The organism is Leisingera sp. G5_S3_59_S7 (assembly GCF_054968485.1).
This window is the reverse complement of record NZ_JBQKUH010000029.1, coordinates 17,365-37,370: the sequence shown is the minus strand read 5'-3', so window position 1 is coordinate 37,370 and position 20,006 is coordinate 17,365. Positions and strand designations below refer to the sequence as shown.

General features: G+C 66.5%; 17 protein-coding genes. 6 read left to right on the top strand and 11 right to left on the bottom strand.

The window, feature by feature from the left end; all coding sequences use genetic code 11:
- Positions 1-115: 115 nt before the first annotated feature.
- Complete coding sequence (locus ACTRWG_RS13810; RefSeq protein ID WP_462829460.1) at positions 116-1,579, bottom strand: hypothetical protein; 1,464 nt, start codon at positions 1,577-1,579, stop codon at positions 116-118.
- 193 nt (positions 1,580-1,772) lie between these two features.
- On the opposite strand from ACTRWG_RS13810, the gene ACTRWG_RS13805 reads away from it, so the two are divergent.
- Entirely contained in the window at positions 1,773-2,525 is a 753-nt protein-coding gene (locus ACTRWG_RS13805; RefSeq protein WP_462829459.1) for a WecB/TagA/CpsF family glycosyltransferase, read from the top strand.
- 162 nt (positions 2,526-2,687) lie between these two features.
- Here the strand turns inward: ACTRWG_RS13805 and ACTRWG_RS13800 are convergent, their stop codons facing one another.
- The 4 genes from ACTRWG_RS13800 to ACTRWG_RS13785 form a co-directional block, all read right to left on the bottom strand.
- Positions 2,688-3,638 (bottom strand): glycosyltransferase family 2 protein, encoded by a 951-nt coding sequence (locus ACTRWG_RS13800; RefSeq protein ID WP_462829458.1) that lies wholly within the window; start codon positions 3,636-3,638, stop codon positions 2,688-2,690.
- Entirely contained in the window at positions 3,635-4,684 is a 1,050-nt protein-coding gene (locus tag ACTRWG_RS13795) for a glycosyltransferase family 2 protein (protein ID WP_462829457.1), read from the bottom strand. The genes ACTRWG_RS13800 and ACTRWG_RS13795 overlap by 4 nt, the downstream gene beginning before the upstream one ends.
- A gap of 212 nt (positions 4,685-4,896) precedes the next feature.
- The gene (locus ACTRWG_RS13790) at positions 4,897-8,526 is read right to left on the bottom strand and encodes a translocation/assembly module TamB domain-containing protein (RefSeq protein ID WP_027236686.1); all 3,630 of its coding nucleotides are present in this window, start codon (positions 8,524-8,526) and stop codon (positions 4,897-4,899) included.
- A complete protein-coding gene (locus tag ACTRWG_RS13785) occupies positions 8,523-10,325 on the bottom strand; it encodes an autotransporter assembly complex protein TamA (protein ID WP_462829456.1) in 1,803 nt (600 codons plus the stop codon). The genes ACTRWG_RS13790 and ACTRWG_RS13785 overlap by 4 nt, the downstream gene beginning before the upstream one ends.
- Positions 10,326-10,878: 553 nt before the next feature.
- Here ACTRWG_RS13785 and ACTRWG_RS13780 point away from each other — a divergent pair.
- Both ACTRWG_RS13780 and ACTRWG_RS13775 read left to right on the top strand, forming a co-directional pair.
- Positions 10,879-11,145 (top strand): hypothetical protein, encoded by a 267-nt coding sequence (locus ACTRWG_RS13780; protein WP_245597383.1) that lies wholly within the window; start codon positions 10,879-10,881, stop codon positions 11,143-11,145.
- 64 nt (positions 11,146-11,209) lie between these two features.
- Positions 11,210-11,818, top strand: coding sequence for a hypothetical protein (locus tag ACTRWG_RS13775; protein WP_027236689.1), 609 nt, complete (start codon positions 11,210-11,212; stop codon positions 11,816-11,818).
- A gap of 27 nt (positions 11,819-11,845) precedes the next feature.
- Here the strand turns inward: ACTRWG_RS13775 and ACTRWG_RS13770 are convergent, their stop codons facing one another.
- From ACTRWG_RS13770 to ACTRWG_RS13760, 3 genes are all read right to left on the bottom strand, one after another.
- Positions 11,846-12,829 (bottom strand): type I glyceraldehyde-3-phosphate dehydrogenase, encoded by a 984-nt coding sequence (locus ACTRWG_RS13770; protein WP_462829455.1) that lies wholly within the window; start codon positions 12,827-12,829, stop codon positions 11,846-11,848.
- A gap of 121 nt (positions 12,830-12,950) precedes the next feature.
- Positions 12,951-13,262, bottom strand: a complete 312-nt coding sequence (locus tag ACTRWG_RS13765; RefSeq protein ID WP_435661241.1) for a hypothetical protein — start codon at positions 13,260-13,262, stop codon at positions 12,951-12,953.
- Between the two features lie 70 nt (positions 13,263-13,332).
- Positions 13,333-14,109 carry an IclR family transcriptional regulator domain-containing protein gene (locus ACTRWG_RS13760; RefSeq protein WP_027236692.1) on the bottom strand — a complete coding sequence of 259 codons (777 nt, stop codon included), beginning with the start codon at positions 14,107-14,109 and terminating at the stop codon, positions 13,333-13,335.
- A gap of 215 nt (positions 14,110-14,324) precedes the next feature.
- Here ACTRWG_RS13760 and ACTRWG_RS13755 point away from each other — a divergent pair, with 215 nt between their 5' ends.
- The 3 genes from ACTRWG_RS13755 (at position 14,325) to ACTRWG_RS13745 (ending at position 17,185) form a co-directional block, all read left to right on the top strand.
- A complete protein-coding gene (locus tag ACTRWG_RS13755) occupies positions 14,325-15,773 on the top strand; it encodes a glutamine synthetase family protein (protein ID WP_462829454.1) in 1,449 nt (482 codons plus the stop codon).
- 197 nt (positions 15,774-15,970) lie between these two features.
- A complete protein-coding gene (gcvH, locus tag ACTRWG_RS13750) occupies positions 15,971-16,330 on the top strand; it encodes a glycine cleavage system protein GcvH (protein WP_027236694.1) in 360 nt (119 codons plus the stop codon).
- Between the two features lie 138 nt (positions 16,331-16,468).
- Complete coding sequence (locus ACTRWG_RS13745; protein ID WP_259970700.1) at positions 16,469-17,185, top strand: flavodoxin family protein; 717 nt, start codon at positions 16,469-16,471, stop codon at positions 17,183-17,185.
- A 9-nt stretch (positions 17,186-17,194) separates the two neighbouring features.
- Here ACTRWG_RS13745 and ACTRWG_RS13740 read toward each other — a convergent pair whose 3' ends face one another.
- The 3 genes from ACTRWG_RS13740 to truA all read right to left on the bottom strand — a co-directional run bounded on the left by ACTRWG_RS13740 (position 17,195) and on the right by truA (position 19,969).
- Positions 17,195-18,130 carry a 2-hydroxyacid dehydrogenase gene (locus ACTRWG_RS13740; protein WP_462829453.1) on the bottom strand — a complete coding sequence of 312 codons (936 nt, stop codon included), beginning with the start codon at positions 18,128-18,130 and terminating at the stop codon, positions 17,195-17,197.
- 102 nt (positions 18,131-18,232) lie between these two features.
- Positions 18,233-18,970 carry an NYN domain-containing protein gene (locus ACTRWG_RS13735; RefSeq protein ID WP_027236698.1) on the bottom strand — a complete coding sequence of 246 codons (738 nt, stop codon included), beginning with the start codon at positions 18,968-18,970 and terminating at the stop codon, positions 18,233-18,235.
- 231 nt (positions 18,971-19,201) lie between these two features.
- The gene (truA, locus tag ACTRWG_RS13730; protein ID WP_027236699.1) at positions 19,202-19,969 is read right to left on the bottom strand and encodes a tRNA pseudouridine(38-40) synthase TruA; all 768 of its coding nucleotides are present in this window, start codon (positions 19,967-19,969) and stop codon (positions 19,202-19,204) included.
- Between the last annotated feature and the right edge of the window lie 37 nt (positions 19,970-20,006).

The following is a 20,006-nucleotide window of genomic DNA, read 5'->3' as shown; positions in this document are numbered from 1 at the left end:
ATCCCCATCTGCTCCGCGGGGCCGGAAGAACTCTCGTTTATCTTCGTCAATCCATGCGGCTGTCCTAAGGACGCATTGTGTCAATTTCGGCCGGAAAAGCGGAAAGATTGCGGCATCACAGGATGCTGCGCCCTTGCGGCCCGGTGGTGTCAGGCAGCATTGCCTGCGCACCGCCAAACAGGGCGGGTTTCGGCCGGAATAAGCCCGGGTAGAGCAGCCGCTCAGCGTAGCCAAGCACCGACCCGGCGCACATCCAGGTGATCGGAATCAGCGTGGCATTCAGCAGCATGTCGACCATGGTGGCCGCCAGGATCAGCGCTATCGGCGCGGCATAGGGCGAGACGCTGCCCGCAGGCACCTGCCGCGCGGCCTTGGCCAGCAGCACCAGCGGCGCGGCCAGCAGCCCCATCTCGGCGATGTAGCCCAGCCAGCCGAAGGTGCCGAAAACGATGATCCAGCGCCCGTCCGGGATCGACAGGATCTGCCCGGTCTCCTCATGCCGCACCAGGTTGCGGCCCCAGCCGCCCCAGCCGAACCACGGCTTTTCCGCGGCCCGGGCCAGCAGCTGCGCTTCGTTTTCAAACCGGTAGTTCAGCGAATGCGCCCGCTCGGCGCTGATCAGTTCGGCCTGGGCGACAAGCTCTTCGGTCGGCACCAGCCCTGCGTTGCGCAGCATCGGGTAGACCACCGCGATCAGCGCCAGCACCAAGGCCGCCCGCAGCTGCCAGCGCAAGGGCGCCAGCGCCACCACCGGGGTAAAGGCCAGCGCATAGGCGAGCGACGCCAGGCTCTTGCACAGCACCAGAACTGCAAACAAATAGGCGGCCGCCAACGCCAGGCGGATGCGGTCCCGGCCCTTGGCGGTGCGGGCCAGGGCGGTGGCCGCCAGCAGCGCTGACAGCATGAAAAATGCCAGCCACAGCGCATGCGGCAGGAAAACGATGGGCCGGAAGCCGCCCTGGCGCATCATCTGGCTGAAATCATGCTGGAAGAAGCCGTAGATCCAGACGTTGATCTGCGGGCTGAACCGGATCTCGACCAGCGACGGGATGGTATAGGCCAGCGCGCCGATCATCAGCGCCAGCAGCAGCTCGCGCTGGGCCTCGGGCGTGGACAGATACCGGCGCGCCAGCAGGAAGGGGATCAGCACGATCACCTGATTGATGATCACCGAGCCCAGGTCGCGCCAGCGCAGCCCCGGCAGCTGGTCGGTCAGGAAGATGATCGGATCGGAATTGGCAATCTTGCGGAAAAGGATCGGTTCGCCATTGGTCAGCACCGTGGGGATGACCCCGAACACGAACAGAAGCGCCAGCAGCCGCACCGCCGGATGCCGCGGCAACAGCGGTACCGGCTTGCGCAGCAGGAAGACGCACAGGAGGAAGGCCATCACCGAGGGGATGGCGAACTTGTCCATATCCGGCACCAGCGGCAGGTCGAACTCGGCCAGCGGCGGCAGCAGCAGGTAGCCCGCGATGATGCACCACAGAACTGCCCGCTCCAGCGGCAGACGCCGGAACAGCACCAGGCTGGCCAGCGGCCAGGTCAGCAGCATCAGATAGGCCAAGGCATTGGGCACAGGCCAGTTTCCCCTCGTTCCCCGGTTGTTGTGTCAAAGTTTAACGGTTGCCGCAGGCGCTGTCCCGCGGATTTGCAAGAACCGGTAAACGGTGTGCAGCGATGCCACGCTGGTTGGCGGGCGGTCCGTCCTGCGCTGGCCTGAGACGGACGGCGGATGTATCAGGGATCCGGGCAGAAACCGGGGGTGTGCTTTGTATTTCGAATTCAATGGCCGCCGGGTGGCGGTGAATATGCCCGGCCGGGCGCTGCTGGAGGCGGAGATCCGCGCCAGGTTCAAGGCCCGCCAGGGCTTTGCGCTGGCCACGGTCAATCTGGACCACCTGGTCAAGCTGGCGCAGTCGCCTGCGTTCCTGGCCGCCTATCAGGCGCAGGACCTGGTGGTGGCGGACGGGCGCCCGCTTGTCTGGCTGTCCCGGATCGCGGGCCGCCCGGTGGAGCTGATGCCGGGCTCGGACCTGGTGCTGCCTTTGTGCCGCCTGGCGGCGGAGGCTGGGGTTCCGGTGGCGCTGGCGGGCAGCACGGAAGAAGCGCTGGCGGACGCCGCGGCAGCGCTGACTGCCGAAGTGCCGGGCCTGGACATTGCCTGGTGCCACGCGCCTTCGGGCCGGTTCGATCCGGAGGGCGAGGAGGCGGACCGGATCCTGCACCGGCTGGATGAGACCGGCATCGGGTTGTGCTTTCTGGCGCTGGGCGCGCCCAAGCAGGAGCGCCTGGCGCAGCGCGGCCGCCGCCTGGCGCCGGGCACCGGGTTTGCCTCCATCGGCGCCGGGCTGGATTTCCTTGGCGGCCATCAGAAGCGCGCCCCCGCCTGGGTGCGGGCAATCGCGATGGAGTGGCTGTGGCGGGCGCTGTCCAGCCCGTCCCGGCTGCTGCCGCGCTATGCCAAATGCCTGGCGGTCCTGCCCGGTCAGATCCTGAAGGCGTGGCGGATCCGCGTGCGCTGAGACCAGCTGGACCCGTGGCCGGAGGGCGGCATTTTGCGAGGCTCTACCTCGCGCTCCGGGACATTTCCGGCCAGATGAATAAAGGATCCGGTCTTCATCTGGCTGAAAATATCCTGGGGTGAATTGGCCCGCAGGCCAAGAGGGGCAAAGCCCCTGAAGGCGCTACTTGTACTCGAGGATCCCGCGGGCCGTGCCGCGCCAGCGGCGCCAGTAAAACTCCAGCGCACCGGTGGCCTCGGCGAATTTCCCAAGCACTGAAAACAGCGCCTGTTCTGTTCCCATGCGGCGGGAAAGGCGCAGAACCTGGGCCGGGTAGATCAGCGCTGCCAGCAGCAGGTACGGGCTGGCCAGCCCGGCGGCTGCAATGGCTGCGGGCAGCACCGCGCCCCAAGCCAGCGCGCGTCGGGTCTCGGCCACCCAGTGGCGCTCCGGCCCCGCGCCATGCAGCGCCGCACCTTCGGCAAAGGCGTGACCTGCACGGCGGCTGCGGTTCCACCACTGGCTAAAGCGCAGCATCTGCGCGTCGTGCAGCGTCATTTCCGCATCAAGCCGCCAGACCTGCCAGCCTGCCCGCCGCAGCCGCAGGCACAGTTCCGGCTCCTCGCCGGCAATCAAACTCTCGCGGTAGCCGCCCGCGGTATAAACCGCGGCTACCCGCATCATTGCGTCACCGCCGCAGGCTGTGGCCTCGCCGACAGGTGTGTTCCACTCAGCGTCGCACAGCCGGTTATAGACTGATGCCTCCGGAAACCGCTCCCGCCGCCGTCCGCAAATTGCCGCAGCGCGGGGATGCGTCTGCATAAAGTCCGCCGCGGCGCCGATCCAGCCGGGGTCCAGCTCGCAATCGCCATCCGCAAACTGCACCAGCTCAATTCCGCTGCTGAGGGCCGCCAGCCCGGCGTTGCGGGCGCGCGCCGCGGTGAAGGGGCGGCTCAGGTCCAGGTCCACGACCTCAGCCCCCAGGTCCCGTGCCGCCGCAGCCGAGCCATCGGTTGAGCCGCTGTCCACATATATCAGCTGCTGCACTTGGCCTTGCAGGGAGCGCAGGCAGCGGATCAGGCGTTCGCCTTCGTTGCGGCCGATCACCACCGCGGCGATGGCCGGGGCGCTCATGCGCGGGCTCCGGCCAGATGGGCGCTGTAACCCGGTGCGCGGCGCAGGAAGCCAAGGCGCTGCAAATCGGCGATGCTGGCGTCCGCCAGCGCCGCTTCGGACCACAGGCTCAGCTCCGGCTGCGCTTGCATCGCATCGCTGCGCAGCCTGTCTTCGCCATGTTGCGAGACGGCCTCGGTCCGGGTCTGCAAATCGCGCGCCAGGCTGTCGCCGGCAAACTTGTAGTGGCGGATCAGCCCTTCAACCTCCGCCACCGCCACCCCGGCAGAGACATGCGGATGCACTGCCGCCTGCACGGCGGGACCGTTGAATACCAGCGGGTGCTTGCTGAGGCAGCAGCGCTCGCCGAAGACCTTGCCGCGCACCCCGCCGAACAGCATCCTCGCACCGCCCGGCGGCAGAGCGTTCTGGCGCAGGTAATAGGCAAGCCCGGTGTCCTCGGTGCCATAGTCCAGCGCCTGCACCGTGCTGACGTCGCAATAGCGGAAAGCCTTGACCGCTTCTGCATAGCTCAGCCCGCAGGCCGCTGCCAGCGGGCCCTTCGGGAACATCTCCAGCATCTGCGCCTGCAGCGCGGTGCAGCCCTGCTGCGCCAAATAGCCGGTCAGACCTTGAAGTCCCGCCGTGCCGCTGCCCTCGAAATCCAGCAGCTCGTCCATATCGGCAAACAGGCACCAGCGGTCGCGGCCATACCGGTTGGCGGCATAGGCGCGCAGGCTGTTTTCGAACTCCAGCCAGGGCAGGGCAGAGCGCAGAACTGCGGTGCCCGGCTCCTGCCGGATGCGGTCCACCGTGCCGTCGGCAGAGCCATTGTCGACAAACACAAAACAGGAGACGCCAAGCCGCCGGTAATGCTCAAAAAACACATCGAGATAATAGCCGCCGTCCCGCACCAGCGCGATCAGCACCACCTCCTGCGGAGCGGCAAAGCGCTGGGCGGGCCCATGCAGATGGCGCAGCGACCGGTGCAGCCTTGCCTGGTGCAGGGCGTCTTGCGCCATCCGCCCGGCGCGGGCCGCCAGCCTGTGGCCGAATGATCTGTGCACGCGGGGCTCCGTCTTGCGCCTGCCGGGAATATCGCAGTCAACCTGCAAGGTTCCGCCGGCCGCTGCAAGCGCTGCCTGCGCGCTCAGTTGCAAATGCGGCTGGATTGCTGCACTTGCTGCGCCGGTGCATGACCGGAACAGACCTCAGCAGATGGCGGCTGAGCCGGCTTTTCCGGCCGACGGCCGGCTGTCCGAGTGCAGCCGCTTCACCGTCAGTAGTCGCGCTTGAAGAACAGCCCGAACCCGGTCTCGCCTTCGCTGTCCACAGTGCCTTGAACCGTCAGGCTTTTGGTCACATCCAGATTGATGCTCAGCTCGCTGTCGCCGCGGGTGTTGACGTTGAAATCGGTATAGACGTTCTCTGCCACATAGCCGCCCAGCCCCAGTTGGCCTGCGCCCAGATTGTCGGCGCCAATGTCGACCGTGTCTGCGCCGGTGGCCTGACGCACCTTGCTCTGTGCACCGCCGCCGCGCCCGCTGAGCGTCAGCGCCGAACCGGCCAGCCGGGCCAGCGCCAGCGGCGAGATGTCCTCGATATTGTCGCCGAACAGCAGCAGCGCCAGCGCCTCCTCGGAGGGGCGCGGCGGTTCGGATGTCACCTTGATCTCCGGTGCATCGACCCGGCCGGAAATCTCCAGCGTGGCGGTGCCTTCTTCGGTGGCGGCAGTGGATTTGAACTCCAGGTAGGGTTTCAGATCGCCCAGGAGCGTGATCCGCCCCTCATCCAGCTCCAGCCGCCGGCCCAGGATGTCAAAGGTGCCGCGGATCAGGCTGATCTGGCCCGAGGGCGACAGCCGCGCAGTGGTGCCGCGCAGGCGGATGTCGCCGCCCAGCTCCGCCCGCAGGCCGCGGCCGCGGGCAAACACCCGGGAGGGGGCGCTGATCAGGATGTCCAGTTCGGTTCTGGCCGAGCCGCCCCCGCTGCCGCCGTTGTTGCCGGTCAGCCCGGCCCGCGCCAGGGTCCGGCGCACGTCGCGCGGCGCGTTCACATGGCGGATCGGCGGGATTGGCGCTGCCGAGACCGAGCCGCCGGCGGTGTTGAGGTTGATATTGGTCTCGCCCACATTGATCTGCCCTTCAATCCGCTTGTCGCCCGCCATTGCGCCTGACAGAGCCAGGCTGCCGTTCAGCAGCGTCTCGTAAGACAGGTTGTCGGTCACCACCAGATCGCCGATGGCAATCTGCAGGTTGCTGCTGAAGGGCGGGCGCATCGCCACCGGGCCGCTGATCCGCAGGGTGCCGCCGTCGCGGCCGCGGGCCGAGGCCTGCACCTGCGCGCTGGAGCGGGCAAAGGAGACCGTGGCATTGATGTCATCCAGCCGCTGCGCCGCAGCCGGGATCGCCAGCGAGGCGCCGGGGACCGACACGGTGCCGCTCAGGGAGTCCAGCGCCGGTTCCCCACGCAGGGCCAAATCGAAATTCGCAGGCCCCTGCAAAAGGTTGGGAGAGATGAACGGGTTCATCCCCTCCAGCCGCAGGGTGCCTTTGGCGGTCACATCCGCGGTGCCCTCAGCCTCGTTCCAGCTGCCCGCGATGCGGCTGTCTATGCCTGCGGGGCCGCTGGCGGTGCTGTCCACCGTCCAGGTGCCGTTGCGGCGGGCGGCGGTGCCCTTGGCGGCCAGCCGGCCGGCCAGATCCGGCACCAGCTGCTGCAGCCGGCCGATGGCGCCGTCAAACCGCAGATCGGTGTCGCCGTTGCTCTCGGCAAAGCGTCCTTCGGTCTTTACCGCCAGGTCCGCCGGACCATCCGCCCTGGCGGCGATCTGCCACTCGCCGTTGCGCCGCTCCGCGGTGCCTTCCGCCGTGAGACGGCCCGCCAGTTCCGGCACGAACCGCTCCAGCTCGTTAAAGGCGGCTTCAAAGTCGAAATCGGCATCGCCTTCCAGCGTGACCGACCCGTCCAGCCGGGCGCTGGAGGAATGCGGGCCGGTGAGCTCCGCCACGCCATCAAACCGCCTGCCAGTGCGGGTGAGGGTGGTGGCCAGCTCTAGTGTCCCGGGCGCTTGCGGCAGCAGCACCTCCACCTTGGTCAGCCGGGCGGTGATCTCCATCTGGCCGGACTGGTTGTTCAGCGTGCCGGCTGCGGAGGCTTCCAGCGCGCTGCCGTCCAGTTCGAACGTGTCCACAGTAATGCCGACCTCGTCCCGCGACGCCTTGAGCGCCAGCGTGGTGGTGCCCGCCAGCAGCTCATCCGCCTTGGCAATCCCGGCAGATAGATTCTCGGCGGTGAGATCCAGATCGGTGTCAAACGCACCGGACAGCGGCGTGAAGGAGCCCTGCACGTCCGCGCGCACCGTGCCGCCGAGGGGCCGCCCGGCCAGGTCCGAGAAGCGCGCCAGTTCCGATGCCTCCGCGGTCAGGTCCGCGGTGATCTTCAGCCCCTCTTCCAGCCCATCCAGAGTAACATCGCCCGCCGCCTGGTAATCGGTGCCGCGCAGTTCCATATCCGTGATCCGCAGCGCGCCGGGGCCTTGGGTGCTGAGCGTGCCGTCAAAGCGGATATCGTTGCCGGTGGCCTTGGCCAGCGCCGGGTCGCGCGGCTGGAACCCGCTGAGCGCGGCCGACAGCCGCCCCTCCAGCGCAAAGCCGCTGCTTTGGTCCAGCGTGCCGCGGCCGGTAACTTCGGCCTGATCGACCAGTGCGCCCGGATGGCTCAACTGGTTCAGGACTCCGTCCAGGGTCCAGTTGCCGTCCGACCGCTTGCGCAGCTGCAGATCCGCCGCCGCCAGCGTGGTCTGTCCGCCGCCAACCGGCAGCGTGACTGCGGCCTGGCCCGGCGGCGGTGTGATCGCGGCCTTCAGGTTGGCGGTGTCCAGCCGCCCGCCCGCCGCCAGCGCCGCGGCGCCGCTCACCTGCAGCGCCCGGGTGCGCAGGACAAGCGTGTCCAGCGCAACCGCGCCGCTGCCGTCGCGCGTGCCCTTCACGTTCAACCGCAGGCCGGGACCGAAGAACGGCCGGTGCACCGGCGGCAGCAGCACGTCGATATTGCCGCCCAGGCTGGCGGAAAAACGGATGTCGCGCGGGCTCTCCGGCGCCGCATCGGCAGGCAAGGGCTGGGCCGCCAGCACCACCTCGCCTGCCAGCCGCTCCGCCCCGTTGGCGCTGAAGCTGATATCGGCGGTGAAGTCCGTGACCGGGCCGCTGCCCTTGGCGGTCAGCTGCAAATCCGGGTTGCCCGGCAGGTCCAGGCTGCGCGAGATCAGCCCGCCCGCGGCCTCGTCCGCGGTCAGGTCCAGAGTGATCTGCTGGGTGTCGTTGGCATAGCCCGCCTCCAGCCGCAGATGGTCGCCGGGCTTGTCCAGCCGCACCGCCTCCAGCTTGGTGTCCAGCGCGCCGTCCGCCAGTTGCAGCGACCCCTCGACCCTGAGGCTGGCGGCGGTGCCCGCCAGCGCTTCGCCCAGCTCGATCCGCTCCGCTTTAATCTGGCCCAACTCAATCGCCACCGGCAGCTCCGGCAGCGTGAAGGGTGTGGCCGCCGCCTCCGGCAGCTCCGGGTCCGGCGGCAGCGGCTCGGGCGCGCGCTCCACCGCGATGCGCTCTGCCGACAGTTCATTGACCGAGAACCGTCCGCGCAAAAGCGCCAGGCGGTTCCAGTCCAGCGCCGCGCCTTCGATTGTCAGCCAGATGCCTTGCTCGTCCGCCACCGTGATCTTGCTGATCGTGGCCTCGGAGGAAAACGCCCCCTGCAGCCCGCTGACGCTGATATAGCGGCTGTCACCGGACAGCGTATCCTCCAGGAAATCGACCAGCAGCCCGCCGGCATCCTCTTCCGTTGTGTCCTGCGCCGTCAGCGGCACTGCGGTTAGGCCCAGGGCCAGGCTATAGGCAAGTAACTGTCTCAAAACGCCTGTCCAATCCCGATATAAAATTGCAGACCGTCCTCGGACCCGCCATCGACCGGATAGGCGAGGTCAAGCCGGATCGGCCCGATCCCCGCCACATCGTAGCGCAGCCCGATGCCGGCGCCGGCATGGCGGGCGGACGAGCCAGACACAAAACTGTCCGCATCGACGAAACCGATGTCGTAAAAGCCCACCAGCGAGATCGTGTCGGTGACCTTGCCCCGCACCTCGCCCGACAGCGCCGCAAAGCTGCGCCCGCCGGCGGTGCCGCCGCCAACCGGGACGCCCAGCGACTGGTATTCATGGCCGCGCACCGTTCCCGCACCGCCGGAGAAGAACAGCAGGGTAGGGGAGATCTCGCTTAGGGACGGACCGGCGACAGAGCCCAGCTGCAGCCGCCCGGCCAGCACGATCCGGTCGTCCGCGCCCAAGCCCAAATAGGCCCGCCCGTCCGCCTCGATCTGCAGCCCGGACTTACTGCCGCCAAAACCGACGAAGGGCGTCGCGGTACCCTGCAGATAATACCCGCTGGCCGGGTTCACCCGGCTGTCACGCCCGTCGTACTCCGCCCGCAGGCGGCCAGCGATATATTTGAACCGCCGCTGGCCGAACACGTCCTCGGCCAAGGTCGAGGACACCCCCAGCGCGGCCTCGGCAAAGAATGTGTCGGAAAAGGTGCGCCGCACCCCGGCTGCGCCGAAAACCTGGGTGGCCTTGTAATGCTCCTCGTCCAGCTGTTCAGCCTCGATGAGGTAGAAGATCAGGTCATCCGGCCCCAGTGCCGCGGGCCGGTCCAGCCGCACCGCCACACGCCCGTCGATGTCGTTGCTGCTGCCGATGCCGCTGAGCCGCGCCTCGATCCGCAGCTTCTCGGCGGCGCCGAACAAGTTGCGGTGCATCCAGCTGCCTGACAGCTCCACCCCGTCGGAGGAACTGATCTCGGCCCCGAAGGTCAGGCGGCGCGGCGGCAGGTCCTCGACCACTGCGGTGAAATCCAGGGTGCCGTCCAGGTTCGGCTGCTCTGCCTCGCGCAGCACCACGCTGGAAAACGTGCCGGTGCGGCGCAGCCGGGTGGCGGACTTGGCAATCAGGTCGGGGTGAAACTCCTCCCCCGCCGGGAAGCCCGCGATCTTGCGGATGGCCTCCTCGCGCACCCTTGTGTCGCCGGTCACGGCCATCCGGCCAAAGCGCAGGCGCGGGCCGGGGGCCAGCCGCAGCTGGGCGTCCAGGCGAGCCTGCAGGTGATTGGCGGTGATCCGTTGCTCTGCCACTGTGGCTTTGGCGTGGCCGCTGCGCCGCCAGGCCCGCACCCCCGCAACCGCCGCATCGCGGATCGCACTGGTGCTGGCAGGCTGGCCGGGGGCGAATTCTTCGGGGAACTCAACGTCGCTCTGGCGGGGCAGCGGCGAAAGCTCCGCCTTGCCGAAGGAAAACCGCGGGCCCGGCTGCACGGTGATTTCTACTTTGCTGACGTTCTGCGGCGGGTTCAGCGGCTGGATCAGCGCCGCCTCGCGCCCGTCCAGGCGGATATTGACCACCGGCGCAAAATGGCCGGCGTCATACAGCACCTGCACCAGCGTCCGGTAATCCGACAGCGCCGCCGCCAGAAGCTCCTGGACGTTGGTTTCGCCGCTGGCCGCAACGGAGGCCGAGGCGCCGCGCAGCCGGTCCGCTAGACCGGCATCGGCCCCGGGGGCCTGCAGCGTGGCGTCTGCGCCATAGGCGGCCGGCGGCAGCAAGGGCAATAAGCTGAAGGCAAGGGCGCGCGCAGTCATGCGCGGGCGGAATGGAAAATTCATGTCTGCTCCCGGCGGCGGGCGTAAAAATATCGGGCCAAGCAGCCCGGCAGGGCAGCAGGCGTCAGCGCTGAGACTAGCACGGGGAAATTGCGGGAGGGAACCTGCAAAGCGGCGGCATTCCGCCTGCCTCCGGGGGCGGCGGATTGCCGCGCATCCGGGCCGCAGCAGCACCAGCAGCCGCGGAGAGCGCGTCCGGCAAGAGCAACTTTTTGCCGCTTTGGCGTGAACACCGGAAAAATGACCGTAAACGAGATTGGAAAGTGAATTATTAACTGTACTATTCGGTTCAGCTCCGGCAGGTGGACCTGCCGGAGCTGGCACTCATTAACAAGAACTACATCAGGTAACGCAGGCACAGCCACCACTCACATGCAGCCAGGCCTGCTGGAAATGATACCACGTGGATTATTGCTGTCCATATAATTGTCAGTCTGATAATTTCATGTGGTATCATTCCGCCCGGCCATGGCAGCGCCGGTGCTGAACCAGAAGGTTGAGTTTTCAAGGGGTAACAGTTTTGGATGCTTTAAAATCAATTTTTGAATTGCGCGACATGCTGTTCCAGATGGAGCGCGATATCGGGCTTGACCGGCTCAGCCCGGCGGAGCGGGACGTTCTGCTGGCGGCTCATGCGCTGACCAGCGCGCCGGGAGCGCCGGTGCAATCCGACCAGATCCGCAGCCACCGGCTGGTGCAGGGGATTGCCCAGGCCACCTATCACCGCACGCTGAAATCGCTGCTGAACATGGGGCTGCTGGAGCGGGCTGGCGGCAGCCGGGCCAAGCATTATGTGGTGCGCTTCGATCCCGCTGCCGAGTGACTGTTTGCCGCCTGCGGCGCTGCATATGATTGCAGGTTCTGCGCCGTCTGGATAAACGGGCGGCATGAGTCGATTTTACCAGTTGCTGTCCCCGGTGCAGGGGTTTGCGGTGATCACCGCTGTCTATGTCATCTGCCACGGCCTGACCGCTTGGGTGGTCACGCCGGTTCAGAACCTGTTTCTGCCGGAAATCACCGTCTTTGCCAGTCTGGCCTACCTGCCGCACGGGGTGCGGGTGCTGTGCGTCTGGCTGTTCGGCTGGAAAGCCGTTCTGCCGCTCGCCGCAGGCGCGCTTTTGTCGGAGCTGATGTTCACCGCGGCCGGCGTGCGGGAGCTGATGGAGCCGGTGCTGTTGCAATCCATCGGCGTCGGGGCGTTCTCAGTGTATGCGGCCTTTGAGATCGCTTGGCTGTTCGGCTGGGATCTGTATGCCGGTCAGTCGCGGCGGATTGCCTGGACCGGGCTGCTGGCCATCGGAGGGCTGGCGTCGGTCATCAACTCGCTGGGGCAGACGGTGGTGTTCTCGGGCCTGATTTTTCCCGACGATCAGCTGCCGGTGATGGCGGTTTACGCAGCCGGCGACCTGATCGGCCTAGCGATCTGCATGTTTGCCTTGATGCTGATTTTCCGCTGGCTGCGGCTGGCAGGACAGGGGCAAAGCCCGCAGGGATAGCCTGCCCGCGCTGCCGGCGGATGGTTCTTAGCCTGCCATCAGCCGGGCCACATCCAGCATCCGGGCGGAAAAGCCCCATTCATTGTCATACCAGCCGAACACCCGCACCTGGGCAGCCCCTGCCATGCGGGTTTCCGGCCCGGCAATCACCAGCGACTCGGTCCGCGCGCGCAGGTCGGAAGACACCAGCGGCATATCGGTCCAGCCCATTACCTTGGAGGCCGCCACCCCTTCGCGCAGGGCGGCGGTGAACTCTGCCTCGCTCATCGGTGTCTTGAGCTGCGCCACCAGATCCACCGCCGACACGCTGGCCGTCGGCACCCGCACCGCGGCGCCGCTCACCCGACCCTTCAAATGCGGCAGCACCTCATCAATCAGATGCATGGCTGAGGTTGTCGTCGGCACCATCGACTGCGCGCCGCCGCGCGAGCGCGCGAAATCGCCACGCGGCGCGTCCACCATCGGCTGCGAGTTGGTGTAGCAATGGATCGTGGTCATATGCGCGGTATCAATGCTGGCAATCTGATCCAGCAGCTTGACCAGCGGCGTCAGCGCGTTGGTGGTGCAGGAGGCATTGGAAACAATGCGGGTATCCCCCAACGCCTCCTCGTTGGCACCCAGCACCATGGTCAGCTCAGCCGCGGGGGAGGGGCCGGAGATCAGCACCTTGGCGGCGCCCGCCTTCAGCCCGCGCTCCGCCACATCGGATGTCCGGGCGATGCCGGTGCATTCCAGCACCAGGTCGACGCCGCTCAGATCCACCTTGGTCAGGTCGGGCTCATGGCTGACCGGGATGCTGCGGCCCATCACCTGCAGCGCATCGCCGCCGTGCTCCACCGGATGGGCAAAGGGGCCGAACGTGCTGTCGTACTGGAACAGATAGGCGCACATATCCAAGGGCGCGATATCATTGATCCGCACCACCTCGATGCCGTCTCCGCGCGAAGTGGTCAGAATCTGGCGCAGGATGGCGCGGCCGATGCGGCCGAATCCGTTGATAGCAAGTTTCATGCGCAATCTATGGCAGGCGCGCTTGGACCGCTCAATCCATGCTCCCCGGGAAAATGATCACATTTCCCAAGAGGATGTTTCAGAAAAAGGCGGCAAAACCGCACAACCGTCAGACGCGGCGTTATTTGCGGCAAATGACTTGCGCGTAATAGGTGCCGGTGATCGTGCGCACCATTGTATCGAGATTGACGCTGCAGCCGGTGGCCGCCCGTATGGCCCGCACCGCCTGCCGGGCCGTCAGCACCGCGGGCGGGCGGAAGGCCAGATGTTCCAGGTTCATCCGCGTGGCGCTGTAACGGCGCGTTGTGCCCTCGACCGGCACCACCAGCCAGTCACGGCCTAGAACGCTGACCTTGATGCCTTCCACGCCTTTTGCGGACACGGCTGGCGCAAGCGCGGCACACAGGGCCGCGGCCAGTGCAGTCTGTTTCATCATCGAAATGCTCCTGCGGGAAATGGCTGCGCTCAGCCTAGCGCAGCCCCGGCACAAAGCAAGACGCGCCTTACAGGTGGTCCACCGCCTCTGCCTGGCGCAGTTCCGCGGCGCAAAGCTGCAGCCCTCGCAAAAGCCGCTCGGCATCTGCCTGCGGCTGCCGCCCGTGCGGGGCAGAGCAGCCCGCCACGATCGGCGTCTGGCCTGGGCGCGACACTGGCACCGCATAGCCGGTAATCCCGGCCTCAAACTCGCTGTCGGTCAGGCAATAGCCCTGTTCGCGCGCTTGGGCGACGCGGTCCAGGATGGCAGCAGGGTCGGCCAGCGACTGGCTGGTGTGGTGCGGGATATCTGTTTCTGCCAGTACCGCCGCCGCATCCTCCTCTGGCAGGCCGGCCAGCAGCATCCGCCCCAGGCTGGTATGGGCCAGCGGAATGTGCGAGCCGGCAGTGAAGCCATAGGTGATATGGCCGTGATCGACGGTTGATTGCGCCAGCAGCAGCACCCGGCCCTGGTCCAGCATCGCCAGTGTCACCTCGATCTCCATTTCCCGGGCGTGGCGGTTCAAAACCGGCTGCACCCGGCGGCCGAACTGGTTGGCCTGCAGGAAACCGCCCGCCAGCGCCAGCACCCGGGGCGTCAGCGACAGCATCCGCCCGTCCTGGCGCAGATAGCCCGCCTGCACCAGCGTGAGCGCCCCGCGCCGGGCGGTCGCGCGGTCCTGGCCGGTGCGCCGGGCGATTTCGGCCAGGGTCAAGCTGGGCGTGGCCGCATCAAACACCGCCAGAACCGCCAGCCCTTTGGCAAAGCTCGACGAAATATTCCTGTCCTGTTCCACCGCTGTCATCTGCGCCGCCAAACCTTTTCTCGAAATGCTGCCGCCCGATCCGGCGGCTTTTGTACGAATAATGCACACATTGTTCACTTTGCGAACGCTGTCAAGCCGTGAAACCTCCGTAATATCCGGATTACGCAACGGGTTACCGGGGAATTGGGCCGCGGGCTGGACGCTGGGGGTAATTCCGGTGCAATTTCAACCCGCTCTGCATCAAGAGGCCGCCCATGGCACAAGACTTCACATCCGGCAAACTGGCCCGTCTGGGGCTGCTCAGCGCAGAGGACTGCCGCAAGGCGGCGGAGATCACCGCCCGCGCGCAGTTCGACGGGATCGAGACGGTGCGGGTGCTGTTCCCGGACCAGCACGGTCTGCTGCGCGGCAAGACGGTCATGGCGGAGGCATTTGCCAGCGTCTTTGAGCGCGGCTTGAATGCGCCTGCAACCCTGCTGCTCAAGGACACCTCCCACCGCAACGCCTTTCCGGTGTGGGAGGGCGGCACCGGCCTGGCCGGGCCGATGCAGGGCGCAGGCGACGTGCTGCTGGTGCCGCGCCCGGACACCTTCCGCGCGCTGCCCTGGTCCGGCCATTCGGCTTGGATCTTCTGCGAGCCGGTCTTCCCGGACGGCCAGCGGATCCCCTTTGCCTCCAGTGCCGTGCTGCAGCGGGCGGTGGACCAGCTGGCGGGGCAGGGGGTGGCGGCCACCTTCGGGCTGGAGGTGGAATTCCATATCTTCGAGCTGGCGGACAAATCCGCCGCCCACGAACAGGCAGGCCGCCCCGGCGTGCCGGTTCAGACCCGCAACCTGACACAGGGCTATCAGTACCTCACCGAAACCCGTTATGGCGAGGTGGAGGGCGTGCTGGACCTGTTGCGCCGCAACGCCCAGAAACTGGGCCTGCCGGTGCGCTCCGTGGAGATCGAGATGGGCCCCAGCCAAGTGGAGTACACCTTTGCCCCCGACAGCGCCATGGCCCAGGCGGACGCAATGGTCATGTTCCGCACCATGGTCAAGGAGGTCTGCGCCCGCAATGGCCTGCACGCCAGCTTCATGGCCAAGCCGCGGCTGGACAATGCCATGGCCAATGGCTGGCACGTGCACCAGTCGCTGCAGGACCTGGCGACAGGGCGCAACCTGTTCATGCCGGAAACCGCCGGGATGCTGACTCCGCCCGCCAGCGCCTGGATGGCTGGTTTGCTGAAATACGCCTCTGAAACTTCGCTGCTGATTGCGCCGACGGTGAACAGCTACAAGCGCTACCTGCCGTTCCAGCTGGCCCCCAGCCGGATCGGCTGGGGCGTGGACAACCGCGGCGCCATGCTGCGCGCGCTGATGCAGCCCCATGACCCCGCCAGCCGGATCGAAAACCGTGCACCGGACAGCTCCGCCAATCCCTATTACGCGCTGGCCGCCCAGATCATTGCAGGCGCGGCGGGTATCAGCGAAGGGCTGGAGGCCCCGAAACCCACCTTGTCGCCCTACAGTGAGGACGCGGAGCGGTTGCCGCGTTCGCTGGGCCAGGCGCTGGAAGGATTTGCAGGATCTACCCTTTGCCGCGAGGCGCCGGGGGAGGATACCGTGGACTACCTCCTGCAGCTCAAGCAGTTTGAATGGGAGCGCTACCTCGACACCGTCAGCGAATGGGAGCAGGCCGAGTATTTCAACCTGTTCTGAGCAGCCACGGGGTCGTCGTGGGATGCGCAAAAAATCTATCCATTCCGGGATTGCCGTCTTGATCGCCAGCCCCGCCCATTGATAGCGTACACCCGCGTATGCAGGACCTGCCCCCGCCGGCCTCCTGCCATCCGCGGCCCATTTCCGGCGGCCTCAACCTATTCAAAACCCACGCCTCTTCGAAGGAAAATACCCCCATGAAATACACCGAGGAACACGAGTGGCTGCTGCCCGAGGACGATCTGATCACCGTCGGCATCACCGCCCACGCCGCCGAACAGCTGGGCGAAGTGGTCTATGTCGAACTGCCGGAGCCGGGTACCGAAGTCTCCAAGGACGACGAGATCGTGGTAATTGAATCGGTCAAGGCCGCCTCCGACATCCTGGCGCCGCTAGACGGTGAGATCGTCGAGGTGAACGAGGCGCTGGCCGATGATCCCGGCAAGGTGAACGAGGATCCGGAAGGCGGCGCCTGGTTCTTCAAGATCAAGCCCTCCGACCTGTCGCCGATGGACGATTACATGGATGAAGCCGGCTACAAGGACTTCATCTCCTGATACTTCCCGCCTGCCGCAGGCCTTGCGGCAGGCAGCGCGCTGCGGCGATCACGATCCCGACAGCCCCCTATGCACCCGCCGGTTGCGGGCTACTATCCGGTCATCGCCAACAGACCCATTCCCGGCAGGAGGTGCGCCATGACCGGATTTTCAGGGCTCAAGGCCCTTTTCATCAACACATCGCTGAAAAAGGATGGCAGCAAAAGCCACACCCGCCTGCTGATGGACGCGTCGTCGTCGATCATGGAAAAAAACGGTGTCGCGGTGGAGCATCTGCACATGCTCGACCACCAGGTGCCGCCCGGCGTCTATCCGGACATGACCGAACAGGGCTGGGACCGCGACGACTGGCCCAGGATCTGGGAGAAGGTGAAGGCGGCGCAGATACTTGTGATCGGCACTCCGCTCTGGCTGGGCGAGGAAAGCTCTGTCTGCCGCGTTCTGATCGAACGGCTGTACGGGATGAGCGGCGAGTTGAACGACAAGGGCCAGTCGATCTTCTACGGAAAAACCGGCGGAACCGTCATCACCGGCAACGAGGATGGTATCAAGCACACTGCGATGACGATCTGTTACGCGCTCAGTCACCTGGGCTTCACCATCCCGCCGCAGGCCGATTGCGGCTGGATCGGCGAGGCCGGGCCGGGGCCATCCTATGGCGATGAGGTGGAGGGCAAGCCCGCAGGTTTTGAGAACGAGTTCACCCAGCGCAACACCACCATCATGACCTGGAACCTGATGCACCTGGCGGCCATGCTGCGCGATGCGGGCGGCTACCCGAACGAGGGCAACGACCGCAACGCCTGGTCGGCGGGCTGCCGGTTCGACTATGAAAACCCGGATTACCGGTCCTAGGGCCAGGGTTCAGTAGCCCCGTTCGCGGTCCACTTCGTGCAGCAGGTCTTCGCCCGCCTCCAGCCGCTGCAGGTTCTCCACCACGTCCTTCAGCGCATCGCCCAGATGCCAGCCCGAAACATGCGGGGTGATGGTGACCTTCGGATGCGCCCACAAGGGGCTGTTTGCGGGCAGCGGCTCCCGGCTCAGCACATCCAGCACCGCGTGGCCGGGGGTGCCGTTGACGAGCGCCGCCAGCAAAGCGGCCTCATCCACCAGATCGCCGCGGCCCGCATTGATCAGCGTGGCGCCGGGCTTCATCGCCGCCAGTGTGTCCGCATTGATCAGCCCGCGGGTGGCGGGCGTGGAGGGCAGGATCGAACAAACGTAATCGCATTCGCCCAGCATCTGCGGCAGCGCCGCGTCGCCGTGGCGGCAGTCCACACCCTCGATTGCATTGGGCGAGCGGCTCCAGCCCAGCACCCGGAACCGCATGTCCCGCATCAGCCGCGCGGTCCTGCCGCCGATATGGCCCAGGCCCAGCACCCCCACGGAGGTTTCCTGCGGCCGCCGCGGTGCCAGCGGCTCCCAGGCACTGCGGGCCTGCGAGGCCACATGCGCCGCCATGTTGCGCTGGCCGCGCAGCACATAGGCGAGGCAGTATTCGGCAATCTCATGCGCGGGTTCCTGCGGCTTCAGCCGGGCAACCCGCACATGCGGCGCCAGGCTGGGATGCGCCACAATGGTCTCCACCCCGGCGCCAAGCTTCTGCACCAGCTGCAGGTTCGGCAGCCGGGCAGGCAGATCCCCCTTCAGCGCCGAGACCGCCAGCACCGTGATCTCTTCCAGCTTGCCGGGCGCGGAGAGGGGACGGATATCGGCGCCGGGGTCCAGCGACCGCAGTTCATCCGCGAGTTGTTCTTCCGTGTACCAGCCGTCGTGTCCGATGCTGATCAGCACTGCCATGGGGCTCACCTGCTTGCTATACGCGTCCTTGCGCCGGACTAAGCCACGGTCCGGGGCAGAGCGACAGCAGCTTTCCGCCCGCCGCTGCCATCCCCTGCCGTGTCAGTCCAGGCGCCGGACCAGGATCTGGTTGCCCTCGCCGCGCTTGGTCTCGAACAGCCTGAGCGAGGCAATAAGGTCGCTCAGCTTGCGCTTGCCATAGCTGCGGGTGTCGAAATCCGGCGAGGCGGCGGTGATGTACTGGCCGATCTGGCCCAGGGTGAACCACTCGTCGTCCTGGTCGATGGCGTCCATTGCCCGGATCACCAGCTTGGTCGGGTCTGCCAGCTCCGCCGGTGCGTCATCGTTGGCGACCTCCGGTTTTTTGGCTTTGGGCTTGCCCTTGCCCGGGTCCTCCAGCAGGTTTTCAACATAGATGAACCGCTTGCAGGCTTTGACAAAGGCGGCGGGGGTCTTGCGCATCCCCATGCCGTAAACATCCAGCCCCTGTTCGCGGATGCGACTGGCCAGCCGGGTAAAATCGCTGTCCGAGGAGATCAGCACAAAGCCGTCAAAGCGGCCCGAATGCAGGATGTCCATCGCGTCGATCACCAGCGCGATGTCAGAGGCATTCTTGCCGGTGGTGTTGGCAAACTGCTGGTGCGGGACAATAGCCAGCGCCGCCAGTTTCTCCTTGTTCCAGCCCTGCGGGCTGCCGCCCGCAAAATCGCCGTAAATGCGGCGGATGCTGGCCTCGCCGAAGGAGGCGATTTCCTCGAACATCGCCTCCGCATATTTGGCCGAGATATTGTCAGCGTCGATCAGGACAGCCAGAAGCGGCGGTTTTGTTGTGTTTGCCATGGCGGAGTTGTGCCTCATTTGAGTGTGCCCGGCAGGGTGGCGGCACGGTTGCCTGCCATCAGCCCCTGCGGGATAGGTTGGGTTGAGTATGTGCAGCGCCCGCCAAGATGCAAGGGCGGCTTGCTGTGCGGAAACCGCCTGCAGCTGCCGGCCGGTGCGTAGGGGAGGGGGTGCACAAGGGGTGCACGGGTGGTGTACAGGGGGTGCCGCCGGCTTCCGCTCAGCGGCGGCTCAGGCGAAGGGATCTTCCGGATAGCCCACCCGCGCCAGATACAGCCCGTGACCGGGGCAAACCGGTCCGCAGGCCGCACGGTCGCGGGCCTCCAGCGCGGCCTTCACATCCGCAGGCTCCCAGGCGCCGGCGCCGACCCGCTCTAGCGTGCCGACAAAGCTGCGGACCTGGTTGTGCAGGAAGCTGCGGGCACGCACATGGAAACGGATCTCCGGCCCTGAAAAGCCCTGAACCCGCTCCACCGTCAGCTCATCCAGCGTCTTGACGGGGCTGGCCGCCTGGCAGATCGAGGAGCGGAAGGTGGTGAAATCATGATTGCCAATCAAGTGGCCGGCGGCGTCCTGCATGGCGTCCGTGTCCAGGTCATGGCTCAGCTGCCAGACCTGGCCTGCGTCATGGGTGGCAGGCGCGCGGCGGATCAGGATGCGGAACAGATACTGCCGCTCCACCGCTGAAAACCGCGCGTGCCAGTCATCCTCAACCCGGGCGCAGTCCACAATGGCGACCGGATCGGGCTTGAGATGGTAATTCAGCGCCTCCGAAAGGCGGAACGGATCCCACTCCTTGGCTAGGTCGCAATGGGCGACCTGTCCCAGCGCATGCACGCCCGCGTCGGTGCGCCCGGCGGCGGCGATGGTGTGTTCCCCGGGTTCCAGCCGCGCCAGCGCAGCTTCGATCGCGCCCTGCACGGACGGCAGCTCCTTCTGCCTCTGCCAGCCGGCAAAAGGCTTCCCGTGGTATTCGACTTTCAAAGCAAAACGCGGCATGGGCGGGCAAGTAGCAATGCAACAGGGCCGGGGCAAG